Below are 12,061 nucleotides of genomic sequence, written 5' to 3'. Positions count from 1 at the left end.
CGGTTCCCGTGTTTTAGGGATAATGCCGCCCGCCCTGACCCTCCCGTTGCAAGGATTGCCGCCATGCTCTTGACCCTGGTCTTTGTCTATCTGCTCGTCACCATCGCCATCGGTCTGTGGGCCGCCAAGCGGGTCAAGACGACGGCGGACTTCGCCATTGCCGGCCGGCATCTGCCCCTGGTGATGATCATCACCACGACCTTTGCCACCTGGTTCGGCGCCGAGACCGTGCTGGGCATCCCGGCCAAGTTCGTCGAGTCGGGCCTGGGCGGTGTGGTCGAGGACCCCTTCGGCGCCGGCTCCTGCCTGATCCTGGTCGGCATCTTCTTCGCCGCCAAGCTCTATCGCATGACCTTGCTGACCATCAGCGACTACTACCGCGAGCGCTATGGCCGGGTGGTCGAGGTGGTGTGCTCGCTGATCATCATCCTCAGCTATCTGGGCTGGGTCTCGGCCCAGGTCACGGCCCTGGGTCTGGTGTTCAACCTGCTGTCGGGCGGCGCGATCAGCATTCCTATGGGCATGATTCTGGGCACCGTGTCCATCCTGGCCTACACGCTGTTCGGCGGCATGTGGTCGGTGGCCGTGACCGACTTCATCCAGATGATCATCCTGGTCGTCGGTCTGGCCCTGATCGCGGTGTTCGCGGCCGACCTGGCGGGCGGCGCCGACAAGGTGATCAATCTGGCCGTCAGCAAGGACTTGTTCAAGTTCCTGCCCGAGCCGAGCTTCCATGACATCGTCTTCTTCATCGCGGCGGCCATCACGATGATGCTGGGCTCGATCCCGCAGCAGGATGTGTTCCAGCGCGTCATGTCGGCCAATAACGAGTACGCGGCGACGCGCGGGCCGGTGATCGGCGGCGTGGCCTACATCCTGTTCGCCTTCGTGCCGATGTTCATCGTCGTCAGCGCGCTGATCATCATGCCCGAGCAGGCCGCCAGCTTGATCGCCGAGGATCCGCAGAAGGTGATTCCCACGCTGGTGATGGACAAGATGCCTTTCATCATGCAGGTGCTCTTCTTCGGCGCGCTGCTGTCGGCCTTGAAGTCCACGGCCTCGGCCACCCTGCTGGCGCCCTCGGTGACCTTTGTCGAGAACATCTGGCGCCAGGTCTTCCCGCGCATTTCCGACAAGCAGGAGCTGCGCACCATGCGCATCGCGGTGCTGATCTTCAGCCTGTGCGTCTGCGCCTACGCGATCGCGCTGCAGGGCACGCCGATCTACGAGATGGTGTCGGCCGCCTACCAGGTGACACTGGTCGGTGCCTTCGTGCCCCTGGTGTTCGGCCTGTACTGGAAGCGTGCCAGCACCCAGGGCGCGATCTTCGCGATCGTGCTGGGCATCCTGACCTGGCTGCTCTTCATGCTGACGCCGGCCGGCGAGAGCTTCCCGGCCCAGTTGGCCGGCTTCCTGGCTGGCATCGTCGGCATGCTGATCGGCTCGCTGGGCCCGCAAGCCATCAAGAACGTGCATGCTGCGCACCATAAACTGGCCGGCCAATGAGGGCCTGGCCCGTCCAATGAGCGGGCCCTCTATAATTTCTCGTTTTTAATCAACGGTTTAGACCCACCATGCCGATCTACGCTTACCGCTGCAGTGCCTGCGGTCACGCCAAAGACGTGCTGCAAAAGCTCTCCGACACCCCGCTGAGCGTCTGCCCGGCTTGCGGCGCCGAGACTTTCAGCAAGCAGGTCACGGCGGCCGGATTTCAGCTCAAGGGTTCGGGCTGGTACGCCACCGATTTCAAGGGCGGCGCGGCCGCGCCTGCGGCGACCGCTGCCGCCTCCGCACCGGCGGCGGCGGCCAGCAGCGAGCCGGCCGCCAGCACGCACACCTGCGGGAGCTCCTGTGCCAGTCACTGAGCCCGGCGCAGGCCCGCGAGGAGCCTTGTGAAGAAATACATCATCACCGGCCTGCTGGTCTGGCTGCCGCTGGCCATCACCGTCTGGGTCCTGCTGTGGGTGCTGGGCATCATCGATGCCGTGTTCGCGGCCTTGCTGAGCGCCTCGCAGGCGCTGCTGCCGCAGACCCTGCATGCCAGCATCGAGACCCTGCGTCATATCCCGGGCCTGGGCCTGGTGATTCTGGTGACCGCGCTGCTGCTGACCGGCGTGTTCGTGACCAATATCTTCGGCCAGTGGATGTTCCGCCAGTGGCACCGCCTGCTGTCCAACACGCCCATCGTCAAGAGCATCTACAACTCGGTCAAGCAGGTTTCGGACACGCTGTTCTCCAGCAGCGGCAATGCCTTCCGCGAGGCCGTGCTGGTGCAGTACCCGCACCAGGGCTCGTGGACGATTGCCTTCGTCACCGGCCGGCCCAGCAATGAGGCGGCCCGGCATTTCGCCGAAGAGCATGTCAGCCTGTATGTGCCGACCACGCCCAACCCGACCTCGGGCTTCTTCCTGATGATGCCGCGCGCCAGCGTGCGGCCGCTGGACATGAGCGTCGACGCCGCCCTCAAGCACATCATCTCGATGGGTGTGGTGCCGCCGTCCGAGCCTGGAGTGGCCCGAAATTGACCGGGCTGAGCACCCCGGCAAGTGCTCAGCCCTGAGGGTGACCGGTTCCTGACCGAGAAACCCCGCCAGCGCCCCACAAGACATGACCCCCGGCCGCGCCCGCACCAGCGGCCCCCAAAGATTTCGGAGAACACCATGCGAACCTGTTATGCCGGCCAAGTCAGCGAGAAGCTGCTCGACCAAACCGTGACCCTGATGGGCTGGGCCCACCGCCGCCGCGACCATGGCGGCGTGATCTTCATCGACCTGCGCGATCGCGAAGGCATCGTGCAGATCGTCTGCGACCCCGATCGCGCCGAGATGTTCAAGATCGCATCCGATGTGCGCAACGAGTTCTGCCTGAAGATCGTCGGCAAGGTGCGCGCGCGCCCGGCCGGCACCGAGAACGTGGCCCTGACCAGCGGCAAGGTCGAGGTGCTGTGCCTGGAGCTGGAAGTGCTGAACCCCTCGGTGACGCCGCCCTTCCAGCTCGACGACGAGAACCTGTCGGAGACGACGCGCCTGACGCATCGCGTGCTGGATCTGCGCCGCCCTTACATGCAGAACAACATGATGCTGCGCTACCGCGTGGCCATGGAGGTGCGCAAGTTCCTCGACGAGCAGGGCTTTGTCGACATCGAGACGCCGATGCTGACCAAGAGCACGCCGGAAGGCGCGCGCGACTACCTGGTGCCCAGCCGCGTGCATGACGGCATGTTCTTCGCGCTGCCGCAATCGCCCCAGCTGTTCAAGCAGCTGCTGATGGTGGCCGGCTTCGACCGCTACTACCAGATCACCAAGTGCTTCCGCGACGAGGACCTGCGCGCCGACCGCCAGCCCGAGTTCACCCAGATCGATATCGAGACCTCCTTCCTGACCGAAGAGGAAATCCGCGCGATGTTCGAGGGCATGATCCGCCATGTCTTCCGCAAGGCGCTGAACGTCGAGCTGGGCGACTACCCGGTGATGAAGTACTCGGAAGCGATGCACCGCTTCGGTTCGGACAAGCCCGATCTGCGCGTCAAGCTCGAGTTCACCGAGCTGACCGATGTGATGGGCGATGTCGACTTCAAGGTCTTCTCGACCCCGGCCACCACCAAGGGCGGCCGCGTCGTCGCGCTGTGCGTGCCCGGCGGCGCCGCGATGAGCCGCGGCGAGATCGACAGCTACACCGAGTTCGTCAAGATCTACGGCGCCAAGGGTCTGGCCTGGATCAAGGTCAACGAAGTGGCCAAGGGCCGCGAAGGCCTGCAGTCGCCCATCGTCAAGAACCTGCATGACCAGGCGATTGCCGACATCCTGAGCCGCACCTCCGCTACAGACGGCGACCTGATCTTCTTCGGTGCCGACAAGGCCAAGGTCGTCAACGACGGCATCGGCGCGCTGCGCCTGAAGATCGGCCACAGCGAGTTCGGCAAGAGCACGGGCCTGTTCAACGATGTCTGGGCGCCGCTGTGGGTGGTGGACTTCCCGATGTTCGAGCAGGACGAGGAGGGCGGCCGCTGGAACGCTGTGCACCACCCCTTCACCGCGCCCAAGGACGGCCACGAGGATCTGATGACCACCAGCCCGGGCGAGTGCATCGCCAAGGCCTACGACATGGTGCTCAACGGCTGGGAACTGGGCGGTGGCTCGGTGCGCATCCACAAGGCCGAGGTGCAGAGCAAGGTGTTCAGCGCGCTGAATATCGGCCCCGAGGAAGCGCAGGAGAAGTTCGGCTTCCTGCTGGACGCGCTGCAGTACGGCGCGCCCCCGCACGGCGGCCTGGCCTTCGGCCTGGATCGCATCGTCACGATGATGACCAAGGCCGATTCGATCCGCGACGTGATCGCCTTCCCGAAGACCCAGCGCGCCCAGTGCCTGCTGACCGGTGCGCCGTCCAATGTCGACGAGAAGCAGCTGCGCGAGCTGCACATCCGTCTGCGCAATGCTGCCGGCGTGACGCCGGCCTGAAGCGCTAGCCTCGGCGGATGAAGGAGAGAGCGCCCGAGGGCGCTCTTTTTTGTCCCGGCTATGCTGTGCCCCTCGCATCTGGAAGCAGGCATGAACAAGACCGATCTGGGATCCACACTGGGCTTGGCCGAGAGGGCGCGCTGGGAGCGCATCGTGATGCGCCATCCGGCGCTGGCCCTGCCCAAGCTGCGCGCCGCGATGCGCCAGCGCGACGCCTGCCGCGCCCGCGCCGCCTTGCTGGGCGCGGTCTTCGTGCTGGAGCGCTGGGGCCGCGCGGCCGAGCTGCAGGCCGAGCTGCAGCAGGCGCTGCAGCAGGCGCAGGCGCAGCGCGCGCTGGCCGAGGCCGCCGAGCTCAGCGAGGCGCTGGGCCGGCTGCATTACCAGCGAGGTGACTACAGCCAGGCCTGCACCGCCTGGAGCCAGACCCTGGACTGGGCCAGCGATGACGCCCGCAGTGCCTGCCTGGCTCGCATCGGCCTGGCCCATCTCTGCTATGCGCTGGGCGACTGGGCCCGCGGCGGCCGGGTGCTGGACCAGGCCGAGCTGCATTACGCGAAGCTGCCGCGCGACCCCTATATGCGCGCCAAGATCGCGCTGAACCGCGCCGCCTCGCTGCGTGCCACCCAGGGACCGCAGGCGGCGCTGCCCGAGCTCGACGAGGCGCTGACGGCCGCCCGCCGCGCCGGCCACCGGGACTACCGCGCCGAGGCCACCTACCAGCACGCGCGCTGCGCCCGTGACAGCGGCGACCTGGCCCAGGCCCTGAGCCTGGCCCAGCAGGCCCTGAGCCTGGCCCAGGGCTGCGGCTACCGCTGGCTGCAGGCCAATGCGGCCTTGCTGCTGTCCGAGCTGCAGCGCGGCGATGTGGCGCTGGGCTGGGCCGGGCAAGCCCTGACCCTGGCCGAGGCCCTGCAGTCGCGGCCCTTGCAGGCGGCGGCCCACGGGCGCCTGGGCGAGCTGATGCGCGAGCAGGGCGAGCTGGGCCCGAGCTGGCACCATATGCAGCAGCGCCAGCGCCTGGAGTCCAGCCTGCACCAGGGTCAGTTGCCGGCCCAGCTGGAGGCGCTGGCCCGCTTCGATACCGACCCGCTGGGCGCCGATGCCCTGCTGCTGAGCCTGTCCAGCCAGGTCTGGACACTGGCCGGCGCGGCCGATCTCGAGCGCGCCTGGGCGCGGCTGCGGCCGCAGCTGATTGAGGCGCTGGGCCTGCAGCAGCTGCAGCTGTGGTGGGAGCGTGATGGCGACGGGCTCTATCACGGCCTGGACGGTGTGGCCACGAGTCGGCCCTTGCAGGCTGGCCGGATGCCCGCTTATCTGGAGGCGATGGCGCGGGCCGACGAAGCCCTGCAGTGCGGCAGCGCCGAGCAGCATCCCTGGCGTGCCGAGCTGGACGAGGCCCTTGCCGATGCGGCCGGCCGGGCGCGCTTGGAGCTGGGCCTGCGCCTGAACGGCCATGTCGTGGCCTTGCTATGGCTGCAGCGCGAAGGCGGGGCCGCCTGGTCGCGCGCCGACATCAGCCGCGCCGAGCGTCTGGCCGCGCTGCTGGCACGGCTGCTCGCCTCGCTGGCGCCGGTCGGCAAGGCCCAGCCGCAGCGGCTGGCCTTGGGCGAGCTCGCGACGCTGGCCGGCCATGCCGAGCGCATCAGCGAGCTGCTGGCCGGCGAGGTGATCAACCGCCAGCAGCTGCTTGATCTGGCCGGCCAGATCCGCGCCGGCGCGGCGCGCATCGAGCGCGCGCTGCGCGAGAGCTGAGCGGGCTCAACGCACCCGCAGCGGCAGCGGCGCGCCGCTCTTGACGCTGCGGATCGCGAAGCTGCTGTTGATGTCCTGCACCACCGGCAGGGCCTGCAGCCGGCGCACGATCAGCTCGTAGTCGCTGAGCTCGCCGACCACCACCTCGAGCAGATAGTCGTGGCTGCCCGAGACCACATGGCAGCTGATCACCTCGGCCATCGCCTGCATCGCGGCCTCGAACTGCTGGACCGCATCCTCGCGGTGGTGCATCAGCCGCACATTGACGAACACCGTGGTCGCCAGCTGCACCGCCTTGCGATCCAGCACCGCGCGGTAGCCGGCGATCAGGCCCCCGTCTTCCAGGCGCTTGAGCCGGCGCGCGCAGGGGCTTTGCGACAGGCCCACCCGCTCGGCCAGCTCGGCAATCGTCAGCCGGCCCTCGCGCTGCAGCAGCTCCAGCAATTGGGTGTCGATACGGTCCATGGCTTGAATCAGTCAATGAATGGCGAATTATTGGCTGAACAAGCCTTCATCAGGTCAATTCATGGCTGAGATGGGCTGAAACCACCAGGGGAGGCGCTCGAAAATTGAGCCTGTTCCCTACCCCTGTTGCTGATGTCTTCTCCTGCGTCCCCGGGCCTGATCGGCTCCCCCTCGACCCCGACCGCACGCCCCGACCTGGTCGGCTGGGCCGCCTTGGCCCTGACCCTGCTGATCTGGGCCGGCTTCTTTATCTCGCTGCGTGCCGGCGCGCGCGCCGCGCTGCCGCCGGCCGAGCTGGCCCTGCTGCGTTTCGGGCCGGCCGGCTTGCTGCTGGCACCGCTGCTGTGGCGCCGGCGCGCCCGTTTCGCGGCACTGCCCACGCGGCTGTGGCTGCTGATCGTCGCCGGCGCCGGCCTGCCTTACTTCCTGATCGCCGGCTGGGGCATGCGTCATGCGCCGGTGGCCGACGGCGCCACCTTGATCCCGGGCACCTTGCCGCTGTTCACCGCCTTGCTGGCGGCGGCCCTGCATGGCCGCCAGGCCCTGGCCCGCTGGCCGGCCCTGCTATGCATCGCGGCCGGCGTCGCGACCATGCTGGCGCTCAAATCCGGCCAGGCCGGCCTGGCCCAGGGCTATGGCCTGTTCCTGCTCGGCAGCCTGATGTGGTCGGCCTACACCCTGGCTCTGCGCGAGGCGCGGCTGGCGCCGCTGGAGGCGGCGGCGCTGATCTCGACGGTGTCGCTGGCCTTGTTGCTGCCCTGGCTGGTCTGGCAATTGGCACAGGGGCCGCTGGTATTGCCGACGCTGTCGCACGAACAGCTGCTGCTGCAAGTGCTGCTGCAAAGCATCGGCGTTGGCCTGGTCTCGACGCTCAGCTATGGCTATGCCGTGGCTCGGCTGGGCGCGCAGCGCAGCGCCAGCATGGGCGCGCTGACGCCGGTGCTGGCCAGCCTGCTGGCCCTGCCGCTGTTCGGTGAGCGGCCCGAGGCGGTCAGCCTGCTGGGCATGGGGCTGATCGTCGCCGGCGTGCTGTGGAGTCAGCGCCAGCGCTGAGCGAGGGCCGCGACCCTCACAGCCCCTCGATCTGCATCGCCGGCCGGGCCTGGACCCGGTCCAGCCATTGCTGCACATGGGCGTGGGCGGCGACCGGCGCGCCGATATAGACGCTGTAGCCGATCACCGAGCCGACCAGCAGGTCCACCAGCGAATACGCGTCGCCCAGCATCCAGGGCTGGCTTGCCAGCCGCGCGTCCAGCAGGGCCAGCAGCTCATGCAGCCCGGTGCGGGCCGCGTCGGCATGGGCGCCGCTGCGCAGGGCTTGCTCGCCCATGGTCGCGACATGCAGGCGTGTCAGCAGCGCGCCGTAGCTGACATAGGCCCAGGCACACCAGGACAGGGCCTGCAGCCGCTCGGGCGTGCCGGCCGCCGGCCACAGCCCGCGCTCGACCCCGTAGGTCTCACCCAGCCACAGCTGGATGGCCAGGGCCTCGAACATCGGCGCGCCGTTCACCGTCAGCGTCGGCACCTTGCCATTCGGGTTCAGCGCCAGATAGTCGGGGCGATGCTGCTCGCCGGCCCGGATGTCGATCTTGACCCGCTCATGCGGCAGGCCCAGCTCGGCCAGCGCGCAGGCGACGGGGGTGGCGCTGGACATCGGGTGCCAGTACAGAACGATGGACATGGTGTGCTCTCCTGATCAAGTGGTTTGATGGGCGTCGGCACAGCGCCGACGACTGCGGTCACTGTAGGAGTCATTGCGGACAGATTCGGCCCTCAATCAAAGCTACAGTGATCGGATGCTGAGTGCTTCCTCCCGACTGCTGCAGCTCCTCTCCCTGTTGCAGGCCCGCCGCCATTGGGCCGGGTCCGAACTGGCCGAGCGCCTGGCCGTGCACCCGCGTACGCTGCGGCGTGACATCGACCGGCTGCGCGAGCTGGGCTATCTGGTGGCGGCCAGCAGCGGCGTGGCCGGCGGCTATGCCTTGCGGCCGGGCCAGGCGATGCCGCCGCTGCTGCTGGACGACGAGGAGGCGCTGGCCGTCGCGATCGCGCTGCGCACCGCCGCCTCGGGTCGGGTCGGCGGCATCGAGGAGCCCGCCTTGCAGGCCATGGTCAAGCTGGAGCAGCTGATGCCGGCACGGCTGCGCCGGCGCGCCGATGCACTGCGCTCGGCGGTGCAGGCCATGGACTCGGTCGGTCCCAGCGTCGATGCCGGCCTGCTGGCCGATCTGGCCGGCGCCTGCCGCGACCAGCTGGGCCTGGCCTTCGACTATGTCGATGCGAAGGGCGAACCCAGCCGTCGCCAGGTCGAGCCTCAGGGCGTGGTCCACACCGGCAGCCGCTGGTATCTGGTGGCCTGGGACCGGGGGCGCAGCGACTGGCGCACCTTCCGCATCGACCGCATTGCCGGCGCGGCGGCGCTCGGCGCACATTTCGCGCCGCGCGCCGGTCCCGAGGGCGGTGATCTGCGCGCCTTTGTCGCGCGCTCCGTGGTGCTCTCGCCCCATGCCGAGCAGGCCCGGGTGATCCTGCATGCGCCGCTGGCCCAGATGGTCGCCTGCATCCCGGCCACCGCCGCGCGGCTGGAGGCGATCGACGGCGACGCGCAGCGCTGCCTGCTGCAATGCGGCGCCCATGCGCTCGACTCGCTGGTCTACTGGCTGATCGTGCTGGAGGTCGAGTTCGAGGTGCTGGCGCCCGCGGCGCTGCGCGAGCGGCTGGCGCTGGCGGCCGAGCGGGTGCTGCGCGGCCTGGCGCGCGGGTGATGCCGCTCCGCTATGCTTGCCCCATGAGCGACAACGCAGCCTTGGCCCGGCCCTACAAGATCCCCGAATCGGTGCTGGTGGTGATCCATACACCCGACTTGCAGGTGCTGATGCTGGAGCGGGCCGACAAGCCCGGCTTCTGGCAGTGCGTGACCGGCTCGCTGGACGCGCCCGACGAGGCGCTGGATGCGACGGCGCGGCGCGAGGTGCTGGAGGAGACCGGAATTGCCGGGGGCGAGCTGCGCGACTGGGGCCTGGTCAATGTCTACGAGATCTACCCGGTCTGGCGGCATCGCTATGCGCCCGGCGTGACCCGCAATACCGAGCATGTGTTCGGCCTGACGGTGTCGGCCGGCACCGCCGTGACGCTGGCGCCGCGCGAGCATCTGCAGTATCGCTGGCTGCCCTGGCGCGAGGCGGCGGACCTGTGCTTCTCGCCGTCCAATGCCGAGGCGGTGCTGCAGCTGCCGCGCTTCCTGGAGCAGGACGCCGCCCGATGATCAAGCCCGCCTTCAAGCACTCGGTCCAGCCGCCGCAGACCAGCATCCTGAGCCCTTATCTGCGGGTCGCGACCTACAACATCCACAAGGGCGTGCGCGGCGTCGGGCCGCAAAAGCGGCTGGAGATCCACAACCTGGGCCTGGGGGTCGAGGCGCTGGATGCCGACCTGGTGTTTCTGCAGGAGGTGCGCCACTTCCACCACCGCGAGGCCAAGCAGTTCGAGCGCACCTGGTTCGGCTGGCCCGAGCAGGGCCAGGCCGAGTTCCTGGCGCCCGAGGGCTATGAGGTGGCCTACCGCACCAACGCGGTGACCAAGCATGGCGAGCACGGCAATGCCCTGCTGTCGCGCTGGCCGATCGGCGAGATCGGCCACCACGATGTGTCCGACCATCGTTTCGAGCAGCGCGGCCTCCTGCATGTGCCGGTGCAGTGGCATGGTCTGGAGGTGCATGCGGTGGTCGCACACCTGGGCCTGATGCATGGAGGGCGGGTGCGCCAGGTGCAGCGCCTGGCCGAGTTCATCGCCAACCATGTGCCGCCCGAGGCGCTGCTGGTGGTGGCCGGCGATTTCAATGACTGGGGCGAGAAGCTCGATGCGCCGATGCGCGAGAACGGGCTGACGCGCGCGATCTCGCCGGGCCGCAGCCGCCAGGCCACCTTCCCCTCGCGCGTGCCTTTTTTCTCGCTGGACCGCATCTACACCCGCGGCATGCGCTGCGTCTCGACCCAGGTGCCCAAGGGCCCGGCCTGGGCCCGCATGTCCGACCATCTGCCGCTGCTGGCAGAGCTTGAACTGGCGTGAGCAGCAGCGCGCCGACCCCGGACACCGCAGAGCCCGATCCGCTGATCAGCTGGCATGCGGTGGCGCTGCCGGAGTTCAGCGGCGGCAACGAGCTGCGCCTGCTGCGCGGCGGCGACGAGCTGTTCCCGGCCCAGATCGCCGCGATCCATGCCGCCACGCACGAGGTCTGGGTCGCCACCTATATCTTTCATCACGACAAGGCCGGCGCCGAGCTGGCCGCGGCGCTGTGCGCGGCGGCGGCGCGCAATGTGCGGGTCAGGGTGGTGGTCGACGGTTTCGGCTCCAAGGCCAGCATGCCCTGGCTGCGCGAGCAGCTGGCGGATTCCGGCGTCGCGCTGGCGGTGTTCCGGCCGATCGACCGCTGGTGGCGCTGGCTGCAACCGGGCCAGCTGCGCCGCCTGCATCAGAAGCTCTGTGTGGTCGACGGCGTGCAGGCCTTTGTCGGCGGCATCAACATCATCGACGACCGCATGGACCTCAACCACGGCCCCACCGACGAGCCGCGGCTGGACTATGCGGTCAGCGTCTGCGGCCCGGCGGTGCAGCCGGTGGCGCAGGCGGCGCGGGCGGTCTGGACGCGCGCCTGGCTGGGCCGCGATTTTGGCGAGGAGCTGCGCGCGCTGGTGCGCAGCCCCGAGCCGGTGGCGCGGCTGCGCCGCTTGGCCCGGCGCCTGCGCATGCCGCGCAACCGCCAACGGGCCCGGCAGCGCGAGCAACAGCTGCCGCCGGTCTGCGCCGCCTTTGTGCTGCGCGACAACCTGCGCCAGCGCCGCACCATCGAGCGCAGCTATATCGACGCGATCCGTGCGGCGCGTGATCAGGTCGATCTGATCACGCCTTACTTCTATCCCGGCCATGGCTTCCGGCGCGCGCTGCGCGATGCCGCGCGGCGCGGCGTGCGGGTGCGCCTGCTGCTGCAGGGCAAGCTCGACTACCGCATCGCCGGCATGGCGGCCCAGGCCCTGTATGCCGAGCTGCTGGGCCATGGCGTGCAGATCTACGAGTACACGCCAGCCTATCTGCATGCCAAGGTCGGCGTGGTCGACGAGGACTGGGCCACGGTGGGCAGCTCCAATATCGACCCGCTGTCGCTGCTGCTGAACCTGGAGGCCAATGTGGTGGTGCACGACGCGCCGTTTGCGCGCAGCGTGGCGGCCGAGTTCGAGGCCGCGCTGGCGGTGTCTCATCGCGTCGACATGCGCGAGCTCGGCGGCGGCGGGCTGCGCGGCGTGCTGCGCCGCGCGCTGGTGGCCTGGGCGGCCTATGTCTATCTGCGGGTGGCGGGGGCCACAGGACGCTACTAGAGCGCCCTGTTGAGA

General features: G+C 69.0%; 12 protein-coding genes. 10 read left to right on the top strand and 2 right to left on the bottom strand.

The genetic code is table 11. The annotated features are described in order from the left end of the window. Positions 1–63: 63 nt before the first annotated feature. The 5 genes from ABGI63_RS24680 to ABGI63_RS24660 all read left to right on the top strand — a co-directional run bounded on the left by ABGI63_RS24680 (position 64) and on the right by ABGI63_RS24660 (position 6,209). Complete coding sequence (locus ABGI63_RS24680) at positions 64–1,506, top strand: high affinity choline transporter 1 (protein WP_349745212.1); 1,443 nt, start codon at positions 64–66, stop codon at positions 1,504–1,506. 68 nt (positions 1,507–1,574) lie between these two features. After that, the gene (locus ABGI63_RS24675) at positions 1,575–1,865 is read left to right on the top strand and encodes an FmdB family zinc ribbon protein (protein WP_349745211.1); all 291 of its coding nucleotides are present in this window, start codon (positions 1,575–1,577) and stop codon (positions 1,863–1,865) included. A 27-nt stretch (positions 1,866–1,892) separates the two neighbouring features. Then, complete coding sequence (locus ABGI63_RS24670) at positions 1,893–2,525, top strand: DUF502 domain-containing protein (RefSeq protein WP_349745210.1); 633 nt, start codon at positions 1,893–1,895, stop codon at positions 2,523–2,525. A gap of 135 nt (positions 2,526–2,660) precedes the next feature. Beyond that, positions 2,661–4,457 (top strand): aspartate--tRNA ligase, encoded by a 1,797-nt coding sequence (gene aspS / locus ABGI63_RS24665; RefSeq protein ID WP_349745209.1) that lies wholly within the window; start codon positions 2,661–2,663, stop codon positions 4,455–4,457. Positions 4,458–4,547: 90 nt separating this feature from the next. Further along, a complete protein-coding gene (locus ABGI63_RS24660; protein ID WP_349745208.1) occupies positions 4,548–6,209 on the top strand; it encodes an ATP-binding protein in 1,662 nt (553 codons plus the stop codon). Positions 6,210–6,215: 6 nt separating this feature from the next. Here the strand turns inward: ABGI63_RS24660 and ABGI63_RS24655 are convergent, their stop codons facing one another. Beyond that, a complete protein-coding gene (locus ABGI63_RS24655) occupies positions 6,216–6,674 on the bottom strand; it encodes an Lrp/AsnC family transcriptional regulator (RefSeq protein WP_349745207.1) in 459 nt (152 codons plus the stop codon). A gap of 132 nt (positions 6,675–6,806) precedes the next feature. Between ABGI63_RS24655 and ABGI63_RS24650 the strand changes: the two genes are divergently transcribed. Then, on the top strand, positions 6,807–7,727 hold the full coding sequence (locus ABGI63_RS24650) for a DMT family transporter (protein ID WP_349745206.1): 921 nt from the start codon (positions 6,807–6,809) through the stop codon (positions 7,725–7,727). A 16-nt stretch (positions 7,728–7,743) separates the two neighbouring features. On the opposite strand, the gene ABGI63_RS24645 is transcribed toward ABGI63_RS24650, so the two are convergent. Further along, entirely contained in the window at positions 7,744–8,355 is a 612-nt protein-coding gene (locus tag ABGI63_RS24645) for a glutathione S-transferase family protein (protein WP_349745205.1), read from the bottom strand. 115 nt (positions 8,356–8,470) lie between these two features. Here ABGI63_RS24645 and ABGI63_RS24640 point away from each other — a divergent pair, with 115 nt between their 5' ends. Genes ABGI63_RS24640 through clsB form a run of 4 tightly spaced genes read left to right on the top strand, consistent with a single transcriptional unit; the run spans position 8,471 to position 12,046 of the window. Beyond that, positions 8,471–9,439 carry a helix-turn-helix transcriptional regulator gene (locus ABGI63_RS24640; RefSeq protein ID WP_349745204.1) on the top strand — a complete coding sequence of 323 codons (969 nt, stop codon included), beginning with the start codon at positions 8,471–8,473 and terminating at the stop codon, positions 9,437–9,439. Between the two features lie 23 nt (positions 9,440–9,462). Beyond that, positions 9,463–9,939, top strand: coding sequence for a dihydroneopterin triphosphate diphosphatase (nudB, locus tag ABGI63_RS24635; protein ID WP_349745203.1), 477 nt, complete (start codon positions 9,463–9,465; stop codon positions 9,937–9,939). Continuing rightward, positions 9,936–10,742 (top strand): endonuclease/exonuclease/phosphatase family protein, encoded by an 807-nt coding sequence (locus ABGI63_RS24630; RefSeq protein WP_349745202.1) that lies wholly within the window; start codon positions 9,936–9,938, stop codon positions 10,740–10,742. The genes nudB and ABGI63_RS24630 overlap by 4 nt, the downstream gene beginning before the upstream one ends. Further along, complete coding sequence (clsB, locus tag ABGI63_RS24625) at positions 10,739–12,046, top strand: cardiolipin synthase ClsB (protein WP_349745201.1); 1,308 nt, start codon at positions 10,739–10,741, stop codon at positions 12,044–12,046. Before ABGI63_RS24630 ends, clsB begins: the two co-directional genes overlap by 4 nt. The last annotated feature ends 15 nt before the right edge of the window (positions 12,047–12,061 follow it).

This window comes from Roseateles cavernae, assembly GCF_040187885.1.
GTDB lineage: Bacteria > Pseudomonadota > Gammaproteobacteria > Burkholderiales > Burkholderiaceae_C > Roseateles_E > Roseateles_E cavernae.
This window is presented reverse-complemented; position numbering and strand designations above follow the sequence as displayed.

Coding starts and splice junctions, on each gene's coding strand:
- ABGI63_RS24680 (WP_349745212.1), top strand. CDS start 64: ATGCTCTTGACCCTGGTCTTTGTCTATCTGCTCGTCACCATCGCCATC.
- ABGI63_RS24675 (WP_349745211.1), top strand. CDS start 1,575: ATGCCGATCTACGCTTACCGCTGCAGTGCCTGCGGTCACGCCAAAGAC.
- aspS (WP_349745209.1), top strand. CDS start 2,661: ATGCGAACCTGTTATGCCGGCCAAGTCAGCGAGAAGCTGCTCGACCAA.
- ABGI63_RS24660 (WP_349745208.1), top strand. CDS start 4,548: ATGAACAAGACCGATCTGGGATCCACACTGGGCTTGGCCGAGAGGGCG.
- ABGI63_RS24655 (WP_349745207.1), bottom strand. CDS start 6,674: ATGGACCGTATCGACACCCAATTGCTGGAGCTGCTGCAGCGCGAGGGC.
- ABGI63_RS24650 (WP_349745206.1), top strand. CDS start 6,807: ATGTCTTCTCCTGCGTCCCCGGGCCTGATCGGCTCCCCCTCGACCCCG.
- ABGI63_RS24645 (WP_349745205.1), bottom strand. CDS start 8,355: ATGTCCATCGTTCTGTACTGGCACCCGATGTCCAGCGCCACCCCCGTC.
- ABGI63_RS24640 (WP_349745204.1), top strand. CDS start 8,471: ATGCTGAGTGCTTCCTCCCGACTGCTGCAGCTCCTCTCCCTGTTGCAG.
- nudB (WP_349745203.1), top strand. CDS start 9,463: ATGAGCGACAACGCAGCCTTGGCCCGGCCCTACAAGATCCCCGAATCG.
- ABGI63_RS24630 (WP_349745202.1), top strand. CDS start 9,936: ATGATCAAGCCCGCCTTCAAGCACTCGGTCCAGCCGCCGCAGACCAGC.